Genomic DNA, 18,663 nt, shown 5'->3' with positions numbered 1-18,663 from the left:
TAAAGGACTGCATCAAATGTAAACGTTAAATCTTGCCAAAACGATATGAAATACCTATTGACCCCCATTGATCGCCCAGGGCAGTACTCTTAACTTCTCTAGATTTTATAAAGGCAATAGCACTTGCCGACCACCTGGCCGATGCAAACTGCAAACCGAATTGCTGCTGATAAACCCAATGATATATGCCAAAAGTAATAGGGCCCTTATCACTTCTGAAAAGCCCTCCCTCAATGGTAGCGTCATAAACAACATAGTTTACCTGCGGAAGCGTAAAAAAGTAAAATTCATGCTTCATTTGCTCATTGCTGTTATTGCTAACCCGTGTGTTTGTAATAACAGATTGGAAGAACTGATTTAAATCACCTACCCTAAATTGTAGACCTGCGCTTGCACCCGTAAATGTTGACCCCAGCCATACATCAGGATTTGCTGCAATATCAAACCAGCTTCCGTCATTTCTGTATAACAGGTGTTTATAATCCAGCCTTAAATTCAATCCAGGCTCCGTATTAAGCTGATGGCTCCAACCGCCATATTTATGATAATAAGAATTGTTTACTACCACTTTATATAAACCAAAAAGATTATGAAAGCCGCTTTGCACCTCCTCGCCTAATGCCGCCGGGCCAATTGTACCTACTTCAGCAGTAAATTTCAGTGCATCCTCATCCTTATATAACCAATTCCAGGCTACGTTACCAAATAAATAACCCGTAAAAGGCCGGTCTATATGATATGGAGCATATATGTGCCCCGATAAACCTGTATAAATTTTTTGCCCAAACTCAAACTCAATGGTCTTCTTGACAATGTTGGGATTTGAAATTTCATTCATGCTTACGGCATGTGTAAAATTAAAATATGTAGCATCCGAATAATACCTGTCGTGGTTTGGATCGATGTACATATCATTATCAGTAAATAATGTAAACTGATTTTTGTAGTTCTGGGCGTTAGCTATTTTAGAACTGGTGAAGATAATTATTGAAGTAAAAAATATAAAAAGTAAAAAATTCCTCATTTGCAAAATGTCTATTTGATCGTAAAATTATAGCGAACATCTTTCGCACATAACTTCTAACCGATAAAAGTATCGTTAAATTTTAAATTTTGATATCTAAACATCCATTTTAACCATATTGTTTAATTCATGTCAATTATTTTTTCAGGGATTTAATAAATATTGAAAGGATAAATACCCGCAAACAAATAACTCCTTGTTAAATATTGATGCCTAAGTTTTTACTAAATAACAGGCTGAAATATTGATTTATTATATTTTGACCAATATAATGTTAAATTTGTATCACAAGCTTAACCTAAATAAGTAAACCTAATATTTATTAATATGACAAGTAATGTGATGCGCGAAATAACGCCATTAACTCCCGGCGATTGTTTCACAATTTTTTCAAGAGTAAAGAAAAAGTTCGACTTCCCCCTCCATTACCATGACGAATATGAGCTTAACCTTATCCTGAATGCCAAAGGGGCAAAAAGGGTAGTTGGCGGGCACATTGAGGTTATTGATGATCTGGAACTGGTGCTTGTGGGGCCTAATGTTTATCATGCCTGGTTCACCCATCAATGCGAAAGCGAGTCTATTACTGAAATAACCATACAATTTCATAAAGACCTGTTTGATGAGAAGTTTTTACGCAGAAATCAACTCAGCTTTGTTAAAAACATGATAGAGCGCTCGCAACGCGGCATCCTTTTCTCGCAGGAAACAGTTAGCGCTTTAAAGGACCGCATACAATCCCTGAACAAAAAAAGCGGCTTTGATTCTGTACTTGAGCTCCTATCTGTATTGCACGACCTTTCTATATCGCGCAACATGAAAACCCTCTCAGATTCAAGCTTTTCAAACGAGCAGTTCCATTATAACAGCCGGCGGATTGAGAAAGTATTTGAGTACATGAACTCACACTACAACATACAGATTACCCTTGCCGAAGTAGCTAAAATAGCCAATATGCCCGAGGCATCTTTTAGCCGCTTCATTAAGAAACGCACGGGAAAAACTTTTATCGACAGCCTGAATGAGATCCGCCTCGGCCATGCCTCACGTATGCTGATCGACACTACCAATACCATCTCCGAGATCGCTTACAAATGCGGCTTCAATAACATATCTAATTTCAACAGGATCTTTAAGCGTAAGAAGTTTTGTATCCCAAAAGATTTCAGGGAAACCTATACCGGCAACAGGGTATTTATATAGATCCAGGCAATATTTCGCGCCATGTAAAACCGGTTTTTATTAGTAATGTACTTCAAATGGTTAAAAAAGTATTAGTAAACTGTAATTAACCATCATTAATTTCGCTACAGCCAATCATGATAAGTTTCATGTGCCTGCAAATGGGCTGTAAGCCGTAGCATTTCATACACAATATTGATTTAATAAGCATGCATTTATCTGTTATAGATATATCAATAATAGCGTTGTATTTACTTACAACCATTGTGATTGGTTTATGGTACCGTAAAAAAGCCCGGCTAAATAAGGAAAGCTATATGCTTGGCGGCAAATCACTGCCATGGTATTTGCTGGGTTTGAGCGATGCCTCTGACATGTTCGACATCAGCGGCACCATGTGGATGGTGAGCCTGTGCTTTGCCTACGGTATGAAAAGCATTTGGATCCCCTGGCTGTGGCCCGTTTTTAACCAGGTTTTCCTAATGATGTACCTGGCCCGCTGGCTCCGCCGTTCAAATGCCTCAACAGGTGCGGAGTGGTTAAAAACCAGGTTTGGCACCAGCGGCAAAGGCGTTGGCAGCTCACACATTATAGTTATTGTGTTCGCCTTGTTTTTGTGCTTTGGCTACCTGGCCTACGGCTTTATAGGCCTCGGTAAATTCATTGAAATATTTGCCCCCTGGGATTCAGTTAAAGCTTACGTACCCTTTAATGTTCCCCTGCAATATGTACCTGAGTTTTATGGTATAATTTTCACGCTGTTCGCTATGTTTTATTCCATATTGGGTGGCATGCACGGCGTTGTGCTGGGCGATGTGATAAAGTACATGATCATGACGGCTGCCTGCATATGGATAGCCATTATCGCAGTAATGAAGCTAAGTGGCCATACCCTTAATGTACCCGATGGCTGGTATAGTCCGTTTTTCGGCATGCACTTGAACCTGGATTGGTCGCATGTTATTAAAGAGGTGAATCAGAAAATAAAGGACGACGGCTACTCCCTGTTCGGTATATTTTTTATGATGATGACCTTCAGGGGATTTTTTGCCGCCTTAGCCGGTCCTGCGCCAAATTATGATATGCAGAAGATCCTGTCGACCCGCTCGCCCGAGGAAGCCAGCAAAATGAGCGGCTTTGTAAATATCATCCTTTTGCCTATCAGGTACGCGCTCATCATCAGTTTAACGCTATTGGGTTTACTGTACTATCATCAAATGAACCTGAAAGATGCCACAGGCGCTGTCGATTTTGAAAGGATCCTTCCGGCGGTCATCAATGATTTTCTGCCTGTTGGCCTGGTAGGTTTACTGCTTGCCGGTTTGCTGGGCGCGTTCATGAGCACCTTTAGCGGTACACTTAACGCGGCGCAGGCCTATATTGTAAATGACATCTATGTAAAATATGTCGACCCAAAAGCCTCCACAAAAAAGATCATCAACATGAATTATTTGGTTGGTATTGTGGTTGTTGCGATAGGTGTTTTCCTTGGGTTCTTTATAAAAAACATAAACCAGGCGCTGCAATTTATCATATCAGCATTATACAGCGGCTACATTGTTTCAAACGTTTTAAAATGGCATTGGTGGCGCTTTAATGCCAGCGGCTTTTTTTGGGGGATGCTTACAGGTATCGGCACAGCCATGTTGCTCGCCTGGAAAATTGATGTAAGCGATGTGCTGTATTGGTTCCCGGTGCTGTTTGTAACCTCAATTGCAGGTTCTGTTATCGGCACCTATGCTGCGCCGCCAACTGATATGGCTGTATTGCGCTCATTTTACACCACAGTGCGCCCATGGGGTGCCTGGGAACCCGTAAAAAAACTGGTTATGGCGGATGATCCCGCATTTGTGCCGAATAAAAACTTCAAACTGAATATGTTCAACGTGGTAATAGGCACCATAGCCCAGCTATGCCTCACCATATTACCCATGTACCTTATACTGATGCAAAAAGTGCCGCTGCTGGTAACAGTGGTTATTTTAGCGGTCATCATAATCATATTAAAGAAAACCTGGTGGAATAAACTAAACGACTATTAATTACAACAATGACAAAAGAATTTGAAGAACGGCTATTAGAACTGGAAAATGCCTATCATGAGCAAATTAGTAAGCCCAATAAAAAAGCGGAGCTTAGTAATGGTGTTTATGACAGGTATATAAACCCTATATTAACAGCGGCCCATACACCGGTTTTCTGGAGATATGACCTGAACCCCAGCACAAACCCGTACCTGATGGAGCGCTTTGGCATTAACGCGGTATTTAACGCCGGGGCAATTAAATGGAAAGGTAAATACCTGCTGATGGCCCGCGTTGAAGGGGTCGACCGTAAATCATTCTTCGCCATAGCGGAGAGCCCTAATGGCATTGATAATTTTGTATTTTGGGAGAACCCCGTTTATTTACCCGAAACAGATGAACCGGATACCAATGTATATGATGTGCGCCTCACTGAACATGAGGATGGGTGGATCTATGGCCTGTTTTGTACTGAAAGGCGCGACCCCTCTGCACCCGCTTATGACCAGAGCATGGCTGTAGCAGCATGCGGCATTGCCCGCACCAAGGATTTTATTAAATGGGAACGTTTGCCTGATCTTAAAACACCATCGGCACAGCAAAGAAATGTAGTTTTACATTCCGAATTTGTGAACGGCCAATATGCGTTTTACACCCGTCCGCAGGATAGCTTTATCAATGCCGGTAAAGGCGGCGGCATTGGCTTTAGCTTATGCGATGATATTACAAACGCCGTAGTTAACCACGAGGAGATCATCGACAATAAAGTATACCACACCGTTTACGAAGCCAAAAATGGCCAGGGACCAGCGCCGATTAAAACCGAACTGGGCTGGTTGCACATGGCGCATGGCGTGCGTAACACTGCCGCTGGTTTAAGGTATGTGCTGTATGTTTTCATGACCGATTTGAACGACCTGACAAAGGTGATCCACAAACCGGGCGGCTACTTTATAGCACCCGAAGGTGATGAACGCGTAGGCGACGTATCTAACGTGATATTTTGCAATGGCTGGGTAAAGGATGACGATGGAACGGTTTATATTTATTACGCATCGTCAGATAGTCGTATGCACGTGGCTACCTCTACCGTATCCAGATTGCTTGATTATGCAATGAATACACCTGCTGATGGTTTTCGCTCGGCTATGTCGGTAAATACGGTTTGCGATATCATCACCAATAATGCACATTTTCAAAAAAACGATAAATAGCTGTAAACGATAATGGCACAGGTGCAGTCGATAGTTGATGAACTTGAAATATATAAAACTGAACTTAGCCATGAACTAAGCCGGATACTTGATTATTGGATAAAATACACCATCGATGAAAAGAATGGCGGCTTTGTTGGCCGTATTGATAGCGAGGAGCATGTAGTTGAAGGTTCACCTAAAGGCTCGGTACTAAACGCGCGAATTTTATGGTCGTTCTCCGCTGCTTATAACCTAGATCAAAACAAAGATTATCTTAAATATGCTGAAAGGGCTTATCAATATATCACCAATCATTTTATAGATAAAGAGCATGGTGGCGTTTACTGGACGGTTGACTATAAAGGCAATCCGCTGGATACTAAAAAACAGGTTTACGCCATCGCCTTTACCATTTATGCATTAAGCGAATACTATATAGCATCGGGCAATAAGGAAGCGAAAACACTGTCCGTTTTGTTTTACCATACCTTGCTTAAACACAGCTACGATACTGTTAAAACAGGTTACTTTGAAGCCTTTACCCACGACTGGCAACCAATCAGCGATCTGCGCCTGAGTGCTAAGGATGCCAACGAGAAAAAGACCATGAACACGCATCTGCATGTGATGGAAGCCTACACCAACCTATACCGCATTTGGCCCGATGATGGTTTAAAAGTGCAAATTATTACGCTCATCAATAATTTTACCGATCATATCATCGACAGCGAAACAAACCATTTAGTTTTGTTTTTTGACGAGAACTGGAACAGAAAATCAACCACGGTATCCTACGGGCATGATATCGAAGCTACGTGGCTTTTACAGGAAGCTGCTATAGTAATTAATGATCAGCCCCTGATCGATAAAATAAAACAGCTGAACATCGGCATAACCGAGGCTACTATTAAAGGTTTAGATACCGATGGCGGCCTTTGGTACGAATATGAACCTGCAAGCAATCACCTCATCAAAGAAAAACACTGGTGGCCGCAAGCCGAGGCGATGATAGGTTTTTACAATACCTGGCAAATAACCGGCGACGATAACCATTTACATCTATCCAAAAAGAACTGGGAATTTGTAAAGGGGCATATCCTCGACACAAAAAATGGCGAATGGGTTTGGGGTATAAACGATAAAGGCGAGCTTATGCCCGACGAAGATAAAGTTGGTTTATGGAAATGCCCTTATCACAATAGCAGGGCTTGTATTGAAATTATTAGCAGGATAAGCGGATGAATAAATGTTAAAACAACATTATAAATTATTAATTTCAAAAGATCAATTACTAATGAAATGAGAAAAAAAATTTATAGTATCAAACTGGCAGCATTTATCCTGATGCTATCCCTGCAATTTGCGAAGGCGCAAAACAACGGTTCATATAATGTTAAACAATACGGCGCTATTGGCGATGGTAAGAACCTCGACAGCAAAGCCATAAACAAAGCCATTGATGCAGCAGCGAATGCCGGTGGCGGAACAGTTTTTATACCCGCGGGCAATTACCTGTCGGGATCCATCCGGCTTAAAAGCAATGTTTCTTTGTATATCGATCAGGGCGCTACCATCATAGCTGCCCCGGTAACTGAAGCAAATGATTATGATGATGAAGAAAATACTATAAATACAATTTACCAGGATTCAGGTCATAGTCACTTCCACAACAGTCTGATTTGGGGCGAAAACCTGCATGATGTTTCGATACTTGGTCAGGGCACCATATGGGGTAAGGACCTGTACCACGATTATGTGAAAAGTAAACAGAGCGCCAATAAAGCCATCGCGCTTTATAAGTGCCGCAACGTTAATATCAGTGATATTACGATTGCCCATGGCGGCTGGTTCGGCATTCTGGCTACCGGGGTTGATAACCTTACCATCAATAACATTAAGGAAGATACCAACCGCGATGGTATGGATATCGACTGCTGCCGCAACGTACATGTAAGCAATTGCAGCGTTAACTCCCCTAATGATGATGGCATTTGCCTGAAAAGCACTTTCGCTTTAGGCTTTGCCCGTGCTACCGAAAACGTAACCATTACCAATTGCATAGTAAGCGGCTTTAATGAGGGTTCGTTTTTAGATGGAACTTACCAGCGGAATCCTGATCCCAACTTCGAGCCTACCGGACGAATTAAGTTAGGAACAGAATCAAACGGTGGGTTTAAGAATATTACCATATCAAACTGTACGTTCAATTATTGTCGCGGCCTCGCGCTCGAAACTGTTGACGGCGGTTTATTGGAAGATGTAACCATCACCAATATCACCATGCGCGATATTGCCAATGCGCCCATATTTTTACGCCTCGCATCACGCATGCGCGGGCCAGATACCGCTAAAATTGGCGAATTGCGCCGGGTAATCATCAGCAATATTGTGGCCTATAATGTGCGACATACTATATTGATCAGCGGCATAAAAGATCATAACATAAAGGATATCGAAATTAAAAACGCCAAATTCTATTTCAAAGGCAACGGCACTGCCGAACAGGCAAAGCGTGAAGTCCCTGAACTGGAAAAAGGCTACCCTGAACCCGGCTCATTTGGCATACTCCCGGCTTATGGTATTTATGCCCGCCATGTAGATGGCTTAAAACTGGAAGATATCGAACTACATGTCATCAACAATGATGCTCGTCCTGCTATAAGTTTTGATGATGTAAATTCAGCTGGTCTGCTTTTTGTAAAAGCGCCTAACAGTACCGGCGCATCGCCAATTGTACAAACTAATTCATCAGGTATAACCCTTTTCCAATCGCTAAATCTGCCCGACGGCAAACTCAACCCATAAACGTTTAATGAAATATTTAAAAATCGCCTTTATCGCCTTACTCATCAGCACAGCTTCATACACGCATTCATTCGCACAAAAGTTTGAGGAACTAGGCCAAACCCCGCCCATGGGTTGGAATAGCTGGAACACTTTCCAAACCAAAATTGATGAGCCATTACTAAAAGAAATGGTTGATGCCTATATAGCATCGGGCATGCGCGATGCAGGTTATACCTATTTTGTGTTGGACGATGGCTGGATGGCAATGGACCGCGATAACAACGGCAACCTGGTAGCCGATCCTAAAAAATTCCCTAACGGGATGAAGGAGTTTGCCGATTATGTGCATTCCAAAGGCCTCAAATTCGGCATCTACAATTGTGCGGGCACAAAAACCTGTGCAGGCTATCCCGGCACACATGGTTACGAGTACCAGGATGCCCGCCTGTATGCCTCATGGGGTGTTGATTATCTGAAGTTCGACTGGTGTAATACCGACAGCATCAATGCACGTGATGCCTATACCACCATGAGCAAGGCCATCCGCGCGGCAGGGAGGCCAATGATCTTCAGCCTTTGCGAATGGGGTAATCACCAGCCGTGGCTTTGGGCAAAAAATGTAGGCCAGTTATGGCGCACTACCAGCGATATCCATGCGGGCTTTGATAAAGATCTCAGCAATGGCTCATGGTCGTCATACAGCGTAATGCATATTCTTGACTTGCAAAACCCTATCAGGCAATATGCAGGTCCCGGCCATTGGAACGACCCCGATATGCTGGAAGTTGGCAACGGCATGACCTACAGCGAGGATAAAGCGCACTTCTCTTTATGGTGTATGCTTGCAGCGCCACTCATCGCCGGTAACGATCTGCGCAAAATGAGCGAGCAAACCAAAGCCATCCTTACCAACAAAGAAGTGATAGCTGTCGACCAGGATTCATTAGGTGTACAGGGCTTTAAATACTACTCTTTTGATGGTTTGGAGATCTATGTAAAACCATTAAAGGACAATAGCCTGGCAATATGTTTCCTGAACCGTTCATCGCGCCAGCAAAATATTTATTTCGATTGGAAGGAGCATACTTTAGTTGATGCTATCGCGAAGCTTGATATAGATTTCGGCAAAACCAATTACTCCCTGCGCGATCTTTGGACTAAAAAGAATATTGGCACTACCCAACACGCTTTTAAACAAATCATCGGCGCGCATGATGCGGTGATGCTGAAATTGAGCAAACAATAATCCATTTTATCAGATCAACATGAAATACGCCTTTTCGCTCATCATAGTCTTATTTGCCACCCTTTGCGCATGGGCAAAGCCTGTATCGCCAAAGGATCTCACATTTTACAGCGCTAATGATAAGCACATTAAATATGTAGGCCGGATAGATTTCACCGACCCATTGAAACCACGTTTCTGGCAGCCGGGAGTATATATACGGGCAAAATTTGAGGGGACATCATTAACCATATCCGTTAACGATGAGGTACTTTATGGCAAGCTCCATAACTACCTGGAGGTGGTTATAGATAACAATAAACCTTTCAGGATACAAACCACCGGCAAAACCAATGTAATAGAAGTAGCTAAAGATCTCGCCCCCGGCGAGCATACCGTTACCATTTGCAAGGATACAGAAGCAGGCATTGGCTACATAGAATTTGTGGGCCTGAAGTGCGAAAAACTGCTCTCGATAAAACAGCCGAAAAGAAAGATCGAATTTATAGGTGATTCCATTACCTGCGGTTCCGGCATTGATGAATCAACCGTAAAATGCGACAAGGGCCAGTGGTTCGATCAGCATAATGCCTACTTGAGTTACGGACCAACGGTAGCCAGGCAACTAAACGCACAATGGTATATCACAGCGGTATCAGGTATCGGCATGATCCATAGCTGCTGCAAAATGGATATTGTGATGCCACAGGTATTTAACAAGATAAATCAGCGTGCCGATACCCTGCAATGGAACTTTTCCAACTACAAACCCGATGTAGTTACTATCTGCCTTGGTCAAAATGATGGCAACCAGGATTCAACCGCCTTTTGCAGCGCCTATGTAGCCTTTGTAAAAACAGTAAGATCGCACTATCCAAAAGCGGATATTATTTGCGTAAGTAGTCCGATGGCCAATAATGATCTCCGGGTTATCCTTAAAAAGTACATCACCAGCATCCAGCAATACCTAAATAATGCGGGTGACCACCATGTATATCACTACTTTTTTGATAAAGGTTATAACGATGGCTGTGCTTACCACCCCGGCATGGTGCAGCACCAAGTTATTGCCCAACAGCTTGCTGATTATGTAAAGCAGGTAGAGAATTGGTAGATAGAGTTAAAGTTCTGGATTTAGCGCAAGTCTTGTGAATTGGCCCTGTGTAATGGCTGACTTGTGCGGCCTAAGAAAGCACAAGTCAGCCTCACTCAATCCCCCGCACAAGACTTGCGCTAAAAGAATAATTAGTTGGAAGAGAAGCTAAGTCCTAAAAGAAAGCGTCATTGCTAGATACGAAGCAATCCCTAACTGTGCAGATCGTAATGCAATGATTTACATCTTTCTATTCGCCCGGTATAGCTAGGGATTGTTTCGCACCTCGCAATGACGCGCGGAGATTACATATATAAGTTAATTATTCAGGTGTGCCACACTGTGCCGGATGTGCCGCGTGTTTCACCTGTTTCGTGGCACACCCAACAGCTCATTAGCTTACTTCACACCCGAGGCCAGCTCCACCACCTGCTTATCCACATTCCACCCCTCAACTAAAACAGTTGGATTTTGGCCGCCTACCTTCGCCCATGGTGCGCTAACCGATACCGTTGTGCTTTCGCCAGGCGCCAGTGTAAAGTAATTTGCCGACCAGTACGATGGCATTACTTCCTCGCCATTCACCATCAATTGCGGGCGAACAAAAAATGCGATTTGTTTGCTGTTATTGCTGATCTCTAATATCCATTTGCTCTCTTTATAACCCTTCTCAGCCCTGATGAATTTGGTGGAGAGGTTGGTGTGGCCAATGCCATTTAACGCCTTATAATCATTGCCAGGGGCTATCCAGTATGCATTGCGTGATATTACGTTACCAGCGGCATCTTTCAATTTCAATACAACAAAACACATATCCTTAATATCAGCCAAAACTGCTTTTAACGGCATAGCCGATTGTGTGCCTGTCGATGACAAATTTACGGTAGCTGTATGGTGATACAACACCTTACTATCTACCGAATAAACATCAGCCTGCGCGGTTAAAACACCTGTGCTTTTTAAGGTGCGGTTGATAACCATAACAGTTGAATCATCCTGGTTAAACTGAATGTGTTTAGCTTCACAGGCGTTTTGCATAGCGTAGTAACCCGCATTTGGTTCAAGAAACCAGTCATATATTTGCCAAACCACGCTTGGCAGTGCCGAGTTTAGTTTCCAAAGCATTACACCACCGGTTTGATTGAGTTTATGTCCATCGGCTTCAAATATGCCCTGATAACCAGTATAGTTCATGAACTGCATCTTGTCGGAAAAAGCTTGCATACTCGCAGCCGGTCCGTACCGCTTAACCATGTCGATATATAAAGTGTCATATTTTGCGGCACCTGTGCATGCATCATGGTAACCCCAGGTATTATTAAGCGGGAAAGGCAGTTTAGTATCCCAGGTTAAGTTGGTGATCACTTTTGGTAGCGTAGTGTAAGGCGGCTGCGATGGCAGACCTGTTTCATCCTTAAACACCCAATCTTTACCGGCATCAGCCAGTTTATAATACTCTTTAGGATCTCTCCATGCATACGGACCACCGCTATAAACACCCGATGTTTTCTCATCAGGATAAGCGCCTTTCCAGCCCGCAGGCAGTTTTGCAAAACCCGATGAACTTGGGATAAATGGCCTTGTACCATCCAAAGCGATAATGTTACTGCGCATGGCATCATATAGTTCCTTCCGCGCATGACCTTCGTTACCGCCTGTCCAGACCAGTAAGCTTGGGTGGTTGCGGATACGGTATATGGTACTTAGTACATTCTTAACAAATACATTGCCTTCAAGCGGCCAGTCGGGTGAGCCCTTAAACTCGCCCTGGGTATCGCCTGTCACCCAAAAATCCGACCATACCATGAGTCCGTACCTGTCGGCCGCGTTCCAAAAGGCATCAGGAGGCGTAACACCACCACCCCAAATACGCACCAAATTCACATTGGCATTTTTGCATAGGTGCAATTCGTAATCATAACGTGCGGAATCGCGGTTCACCATCATATCAGGTACCCATGCGCCGCCTACTAAGTGTACACGCTTGCCGTTCACATAAAAATCGCGACGGTTATAGCCATTAACATCTGTCGACTGTGAGCTAACGGTACGCACACCAAACACAAAGGTGGTATCATCAGCCATACCTTCAGCATCGGTATATTGCAGGCGGATCTGGTATAAATTTGCCCTGCCATAACCTGTAGGCCACCATAAATGTGGCTGGTGGATCAGCAAAGCAGCTACATTATCGGCACTAAAACCAATCTCTTTTGATGCATTTGTACCAACGCTTACCGGTTTTGAGAACTGCACAGCTGCGCCCGCAAAGTTTTCCGGTTTTATGGATACTGTAAGCGTACCGCTTTTGGCAGCATCGGTATGGTTAGTTAAAGTTAAGTTGAGTGATAGCTTAGCAACACTGGTATCCGGTAAATTAGGCAGATCCGTTTTTAATTGCGGATGACCGATTGTTACCGCGCCTGTAGTACGCAGGAAAACTGGCTGCCAGATGCCCATATTACGGTCGCGCACCGGTGGGATCCAGTCCCAGCCTACAGAGCATAACATAGTAACATTTTTACCTATATCTCCAGTTGGGCCGCCGTTTAAAAAGAATGGCCCCATCGCTTCCAACTGCTCTTTGTCGGGGAAACCGGGTTCATCTAAAGGATAGATCTTCACTGCCAAAGCATTAGTTCCTCCGGGGATGATCTGCTTGCTCACATCTAAACTATATTCAGCAAACATGCCCGCCATTTGTGTGGAATCGGCGATCTGTTTACCGTTTACCCAAACCGCAGCACGGTAGTTTATGCCTTTAAATATCAGTTGGAAGATCCTTCCCCTGTCACTTGCCGGTACATTAAATGTAGTGCGGTACCAGTAAGGTTTCTTCCAGGGGTTTGGCTGATTTGGTAAAAAGCTGTATTGCTCCAGGTTGTATTCTTTATTGAATTTGTCTGATGCATCCGGGATCAGCATATTATTCAACCCCAGGTATGGCGAGGGATAAATTTTGTTGGCAACAAGCCCTGTAAGCACTGTCGACGGCACTTTTACCGGGAACCAATATACGCTTGATTCGTATTTCGGTTGCGATATAGCGCCGCCATCTTCACTAATTAAACCCGATGCCTGCAGTTGAAAGTCCGTAAGTTTAACCTGCTTAATGCTGCCTTTTTGTGCATAAAGGTTAACATTTAAAAGTAAGCCGGATAAAAATACCGGAAGAAATTTGAGCCCCTTTTTCATTATCATTTTATAATATTATTAACTTGTATGCCGGTGAATTTTATATCCGTTTAATTAAACCGGCTAATCTGACGAAATATAGAATATATAGTTTTTTAAACAGTTATATTTTTATCGCAATTGTTGACACTATTTTACCATTAGGTTGATAAATTTTTTACTTCATTTAACTTAGTACCCGGCTTTTATTGCACATTTTATTAAAACCCAGGTTATAGCCTATATTTATGAAAAAAGTACTATGTATTGCCGCTGTTTTGTGCAGCGCAATTTACGTTAAAGCACAACATGTTGTTGCGGCAAGCACTATCGATAAAAAAGTTGATGCTCTTATCGCTAAAATGACCCTTGATGAAAAGATCGGTCAGATGACACAGCTTACCCTGGATGAAGTTTTGCAAACCAGCGGTGGCGCGGCTATTCACCCTTTGCAAATAGATACGGTTAAACTAAAGGAAGCCTTATTAAAATATCATGTTGGGTCGATATTAAACGTAAGCGGCGGCGCTAATACCCGCGAGGTTTGGTATGGCCTGATCAGCAAAATACAGGAATTTGCAGCTAAGGACAGGCTGAAGATTCCCGTGATATATGGTATTGATGCTATGCACGGCCAGAACTATACCGTAGGTGCTACATTTTTCCCGCAGGAAATTGGTATGGCCGCAACCTTTAACCCGGAGCTTGCTCGCCGCGAAGGTGAGATCACCGCTTATGAAACCCGTGCCAGCTATATCCCATGGAATTTTTCACCGGTATTAGATCTTGGCAAAAATGCCCTTTGGCCACATATTTATGAAACTTTTGGCGAGGATCCTTACTTAGTGAAAACTATGGGTGCCGCTGTTATTAAAGGCTACCAGGGCGATGATATCGGCAATAAATACAAAGTTGCATCGTGCTTAAAGCATTATTTAGGTTACAGCTTTCCGCTTGATGGTAAGGACCGTACCCCTGCCTGGATCCCGGACCGCTATATACGCGAATACTTTTTACCATCATTTGCCGAAGCAGTTAAATCAGGTGCGAAATCGGTAATGATCAATTCATCTGAAATTAACGGCATTCCGGTACATGCCAGCAAATATTTATTGACGGATGTTTTAAGGGGCGAACTAAAATTCACAGGTATCGCAGTTACCGACTGGCAGGACATTAAATACCTGCACGACCGCCACCATATTGCCGCTACTCAAAAAGAGGCGGTAATGATAGCCATAAACGCAGGTATTGATATGAGCATGGTGCCTTATGATTACTCTTTCTGCCAATATTTAAAGGAATTGGTTAACGAAGGCAAAGTACCAATGACCCGTATTAATGAGTCCGTAAAAAGGATCTTAAGAGTTAAATATGAGCTAGGCATTTTTGAGCATCCGGTTGGCAATCCTGACGATTATCCTAAATTTGGCTCTGCCGAGTTTGAGGCGGTTAGCTTAAAAGCTGCTACCGAATCTATCACCCTGTTAAAAAACACCAACAATATATTACCGCTTAAAAAGGATGCAAAAGTGCTGGTTACCGGTCCGGCAGCTAATACCATGCGCTCATTAGATGGTGGTTGGAGCTATACCTGGCAAGGCGATTTCAGTGATAAATTTGCCGCTGATAAAAACACCGTATTAAAAGCCATCATCCAAAAAATTGGTAAGGAAAATGTAGATTACCAACCCGGCACCACATTTGCCGATGCTGTTGATATTGATGCAACCATCGCGGCGGCCAAAAAAGCGGATGTAATAGTTTTATGCTTGGGCGAGCCATCATATGCCGAAAACCCGGGCAATATAAATGACCTGAGCTTACCAGCCATACAAACCCAACTGGCTACTGAGTTGGCTAAAACCGGCAAACCAATTGTATTGATAATGGGCGAAGGCCGGCCACGCATTATAACCGAGGCTGAAGGCAAATCTGCCGCAACCATTATGGCCTACCTGTCAGGTAACGAAGGCGGCAATGCGCTTGCTGATATTTTATTTGGTGATGCCAACCCATCGGGCAGGTTGCCGTTCACTTATCCGCGCTACCCGAATGCATTGGTTAACTATTATCGCAAAAATATCGAGAACGGTAACAGCGACGATGCTATGGGTTACAACCCACTTTATGAGTTTGGCTATGGCTTAAGCTATACCACATTTGCATACAGCAACCTGCACATTAGCAAACCAGCTTTAAGTGATGGTGAAACATTGACGATTTCTGTTGATGTAAAAAACACCGGCAGTCGTGCAGGTAAAGAAAGTGTATTGCTGTACATCAGCGAACTATATGCTTCTGTTACCCCTGACACTAAGCGCTTAAGAGGTTTTGATAAGATAGAATTACAGCCCAACGAATCGCGTACCGTTACCTTTAAGATAACTCCGACTGATATTTCATTTATCAACGATCTGAGCAAACGCGTAACAGAAGCCGGGGAGTTTAAAATTCAGATAGGTAACCAAACACAAAGCTTTAACTACTTAACCAGTATTGTCCCATCACGTACAGGAAAATTATAAATCGGGATTAACTTTTGTTTTGTCTGTTGAGTCGCTTGGTATCGCTCATAGCCGCTAGGCCTAGTCCTTTTGTCTTCGACACAAAAGGACCAAAAAGTCAAGTCAGTCGAAATGCTTCTTTGCCACACTTGGCCATTCCCTGCAAATCAGGCAAAACCTGGGCTGGAATCTTTTTGCGGCAATTGTACACACACTGCCCTATGCGCTGCAAAAATTTCCTATGCCCTGCCAGGCACAAGGCCATCATCGTTTTGCCAGATTTCACCCGAAGCTGTTCTACTGACGGGGAAGAAAAGAGAAAAATCTCTCCATCATGTCATTGCGAGCCGCTGAATAGCGAAGGAGCAATCTCATCGCTTGGTTATTGAATGCGACGAGATTGCCACGTCGTTCCTCCTCGCAATGACATTTTTAATAATGTAAGTAAAAAGCGTGGGGCCTGACAACAAGGGCGGGCCAGCGTTGGCGGGAATGTCGATTTAGTTTTTTGGGTGATGTGAGATACGAAGTATCGAACAGCGAAAAAAGCGTGAAGAACCGGCAGGGCGGGCAGGAGCATCCTTGTTGTCTTGATTTATTCATCTATTATTTGTTCTTCAATGGTATTCATGAGCTCCCTACGGTCGGTTTTTGCTACCTTTTGTATCAAGACAATACGGCGAAGCCCTCTTGAGCATCTCTAAAAAACAAACAATTTGCGAAAAACTAGTAGCCTCCGCGGCAATGAGCGGCTACGCGCGATATTCAAACCTGAAAGTCCGCTCAGTACTATCTAAAGATTGCTTCATTCCTCGAAATGACGCTTTCTATCAACCCCAAATAAAGTAATTAACATAAAACCCTAATTGTGAATAACTAACAATATTTCATAATTTGGAATGAACCTATATTTACAATAAGCTACCTATAATTAACGTTTCACCAACAACTAAAAACTTTTAACATGAAACTTTTAAGATCAGGTATTGCTCCAATTGTTATTTTAATGGCTCTAATTACTTTACAGGCATGCAAGGCTAAAAAATTAGTACAAGCCCCGCCGCCGCCACCTGAAGCCCCTGCTCCGGTAACGCCGCCACCGCCGCCGCCAGCACCTGCTCCGCAGCCAACACCGCCGCCACCTGCTCCAAAACCAGATTATAATTTTAGTAATATACAGTTTGAGTTTAACTCAGGCATCTTAAAAACAGATTCATATCCTGCATTGGATAATGCCGCCGCACAAATGAAAATGGACCCTACCATTAAATTTAATCTGAGCGGTTTTGCGTCTGCCGAAGGAACCGACGCGCATAACATGCAATTATCTATAGACAGGGCAAACTCAGTTAAAGTATACCTTGTAAATTCAGGTGTTAGCGCTGATAACATTACAACCAAAGGGTACGGCGAAGCTAACCCTGTTGCTGATAACTCTACCGAAGCCGGCAGGATCCTAAACCGCCGTGTGGAAATTAAGAAAGCTAATTAAGGAATATAAATATATAATCTGGACGAGGTTCAAACTCGTTTAGGTTTGAGAAATGCCCGTTGAGAGTTCGAGTCTCTCTTCGGGCATTTTTAATTGACGGTTCCTGCGCCCACGCTTGAACCATAAAACCATAAAGAAAGTAAGCCTAAACGCTTGCTTTTTACCTATCTTTAAGTTCAAAATCCACCAAAAAATAAAAAGTGACAATTGGATGTACATTGATAATTATTTATCACCGTACATTTGCTTAACACTGTTAAATGATTTAATAGGGTAAACATAAAATGGCAAGTAAAGACAGAATACTGCGTTTGAAGGAAGAAACCAGGGCAAACATACTGGGTGCTGCACTTCAAATTGTTAAGGAAGACGGATGGCAGGCGTTAAGTATGCGCAAAATAGCCGATGTAATTGAATACACCGCTCCTATTATATATGAATATTTCTCAAACAAAGAAGCAATACTGCTTGAGCTGAGCCGACAAGGCTACCTTTTATTATCAAAGGACCTGGAGGAAGCAAAAAGCAAACACCGTTTACCGGCAAAGCAATTAGAAGCCATGTGGGTAGCCTACTGGAACTTCGCCTTTGCCAATAAGGAACTTTACCAGGGCATGTTTGGCGTATCAACCAACTGCTGCTGCGAAACGTTGAACACTTTAGCCGAGGCCGCAAAGCCATGGGATATGTTCAGCGAAGTGATAGGCGAACTAATGGGTATTGAAGATATGGACTCCGATGTGATCTGTACAAAATATTATACCCTTTGGTCGGTAGTACATGGTTTAATATCTATCAACCTGTTAAGCCGTGGTTCATCCGATGAGATTAACCGCCAGGTGCTGAAGGATGCCATTGGCAGCATGATAAATACGATAAAACCACAGATAGCCTGATTAATACGAATGATGTTTAAACAATCAAAATTTGCATCATCACAATAATAGGAACTAAAAATT

12 protein-coding genes are annotated in these 18,663 nt (G+C 43.1%); 10 read left to right on the top strand and 2 right to left on the bottom strand.

Translation table 11 applies throughout. The features are described from left to right. Positions 1-25 precede the first annotated feature (25 nt). Complete coding sequence (locus tag BLU33_RS03900) at positions 26-1,024, bottom strand: lipid A deacylase LpxR family protein (protein WP_091369544.1); 999 nt, start codon at positions 1,022-1,024, stop codon at positions 26-28. Between the two features lie 327 nt (positions 1,025-1,351). Between BLU33_RS03900 and BLU33_RS03895 the strand changes: the two genes are divergently transcribed. The 7 genes from BLU33_RS03895 to BLU33_RS03865 all read left to right on the top strand — a co-directional run bounded on the left by BLU33_RS03895 (position 1,352) and on the right by BLU33_RS03865 (position 10,552). Further along, a complete protein-coding gene (locus tag BLU33_RS03895; protein WP_091369542.1) occupies positions 1,352-2,227 on the top strand; it encodes an AraC family transcriptional regulator in 876 nt (291 codons plus the stop codon). Between the two features lie 188 nt (positions 2,228-2,415). Continuing rightward, a complete protein-coding gene (locus BLU33_RS03890) occupies positions 2,416-4,248 on the top strand; it encodes a sodium:solute symporter family protein (protein ID WP_091369540.1) in 1,833 nt (610 codons plus the stop codon). Between the two features lie 8 nt (positions 4,249-4,256). Next, positions 4,257-5,444, top strand: a complete 1,188-nt coding sequence (locus BLU33_RS03885) for a glycoside hydrolase family 130 protein (protein ID WP_091369538.1) — start codon at positions 4,257-4,259, stop codon at positions 5,442-5,444. Between the two features lie 12 nt (positions 5,445-5,456). Further along, entirely contained in the window at positions 5,457-6,668 is a 1,212-nt protein-coding gene (locus BLU33_RS03880; RefSeq protein WP_091369535.1) for an AGE family epimerase/isomerase, read from the top strand. A gap of 57 nt (positions 6,669-6,725) precedes the next feature. Continuing rightward, a complete protein-coding gene (locus BLU33_RS03875; RefSeq protein ID WP_091369533.1) occupies positions 6,726-8,231 on the top strand; it encodes a rhamnogalacturonidase in 1,506 nt (501 codons plus the stop codon). Positions 8,232-8,238: 7 nt separating this feature from the next. Next, a complete protein-coding gene (locus tag BLU33_RS03870) occupies positions 8,239-9,459 on the top strand; it encodes a glycoside hydrolase family 27 protein (protein ID WP_091369531.1) in 1,221 nt (406 codons plus the stop codon). Between the two features lie 19 nt (positions 9,460-9,478). Then, the gene (locus tag BLU33_RS03865) at positions 9,479-10,552 is read left to right on the top strand and encodes an SGNH/GDSL hydrolase family protein (protein WP_091369529.1); all 1,074 of its coding nucleotides are present in this window, start codon (positions 9,479-9,481) and stop codon (positions 10,550-10,552) included. A 378-nt stretch (positions 10,553-10,930) separates the two neighbouring features. On the opposite strand, the gene BLU33_RS03860 is transcribed toward BLU33_RS03865, so the two are convergent. Further along, positions 10,931-13,726 carry a glycoside hydrolase family 2 protein gene (locus BLU33_RS03860; RefSeq protein ID WP_172829211.1) on the bottom strand — a complete coding sequence of 932 codons (2,796 nt, stop codon included), beginning with the start codon at positions 13,724-13,726 and terminating at the stop codon, positions 10,931-10,933. A gap of 227 nt (positions 13,727-13,953) precedes the next feature. Between BLU33_RS03860 and BLU33_RS03855 the strand changes: the two genes are divergently transcribed. From BLU33_RS03855 to BLU33_RS03845, 3 genes are all read left to right on the top strand, one after another. After that, positions 13,954-16,233 (top strand): glycoside hydrolase family 3 N-terminal domain-containing protein, encoded by a 2,280-nt coding sequence (locus BLU33_RS03855; protein WP_091369525.1) that lies wholly within the window; start codon positions 13,954-13,956, stop codon positions 16,231-16,233. Positions 16,234-17,176: 943 nt separating this feature from the next. Then, positions 17,177-17,704 carry an OmpA family protein gene (locus BLU33_RS03850; protein ID WP_091369521.1) on the top strand — a complete coding sequence of 176 codons (528 nt, stop codon included), beginning with the start codon at positions 17,177-17,179 and terminating at the stop codon, positions 17,702-17,704. Positions 17,705-17,988: 284 nt separating this feature from the next. Then, positions 17,989-18,600: a TetR/AcrR family transcriptional regulator gene (locus BLU33_RS03845; RefSeq protein WP_091369519.1), complete on the top strand. Its 612-nt coding sequence runs from the start codon at positions 17,989-17,991 to the stop codon at positions 18,598-18,600. Positions 18,601-18,663: the final 63 nt, after the last annotated feature.

Origin of the sequence: Mucilaginibacter mallensis (assembly GCF_900105165.1) — a bacterium.
In the GTDB taxonomy this organism is placed as follows: Bacteria; Bacteroidota; Bacteroidia; order Sphingobacteriales; family Sphingobacteriaceae; genus Mucilaginibacter; species Mucilaginibacter mallensis.
The sequence above is the reverse complement of the archived record's forward strand: the minus strand, read 5'-3'. Positions and strand labels throughout refer to the sequence as shown.

Coding starts and splice junctions, on each gene's coding strand:
- BLU33_RS03855 (WP_091369525.1), top strand. CDS start 13,954: ATGAAAAAAGTACTATGTATTGCCGCTGTTTTGTGCAGCGCAATTTAC.
- BLU33_RS03860 (WP_172829211.1), bottom strand. CDS start 13,726: ATGAAAAAGGGGCTCAAATTTCTTCCGGTATTTTTATCCGGCTTACTT.
- BLU33_RS03890 (WP_091369540.1), top strand. CDS start 2,416: ATGCATTTATCTGTTATAGATATATCAATAATAGCGTTGTATTTACTT.
- BLU33_RS03850 (WP_091369521.1), top strand. CDS start 17,177: ATGAAACTTTTAAGATCAGGTATTGCTCCAATTGTTATTTTAATGGCT.
- BLU33_RS03845 (WP_091369519.1), top strand. CDS start 17,989: ATGGCAAGTAAAGACAGAATACTGCGTTTGAAGGAAGAAACCAGGGCA.
- BLU33_RS03885 (WP_091369538.1), top strand. CDS start 4,257: ATGACAAAAGAATTTGAAGAACGGCTATTAGAACTGGAAAATGCCTAT.
- BLU33_RS03895 (WP_091369542.1), top strand. CDS start 1,352: ATGACAAGTAATGTGATGCGCGAAATAACGCCATTAACTCCCGGCGAT.
- BLU33_RS03870 (WP_091369531.1), top strand. CDS start 8,239: ATGAAATATTTAAAAATCGCCTTTATCGCCTTACTCATCAGCACAGCT.
- BLU33_RS03900 (WP_091369544.1), bottom strand. CDS start 1,024: ATGAGGAATTTTTTACTTTTTATATTTTTTACTTCAATAATTATCTTC.
- BLU33_RS03865 (WP_091369529.1), top strand. CDS start 9,479: ATGAAATACGCCTTTTCGCTCATCATAGTCTTATTTGCCACCCTTTGC.
- BLU33_RS03880 (WP_091369535.1), top strand. CDS start 5,457: ATGGCACAGGTGCAGTCGATAGTTGATGAACTTGAAATATATAAAACT.
- BLU33_RS03875 (WP_091369533.1), top strand. CDS start 6,726: ATGAGAAAAAAAATTTATAGTATCAAACTGGCAGCATTTATCCTGATG.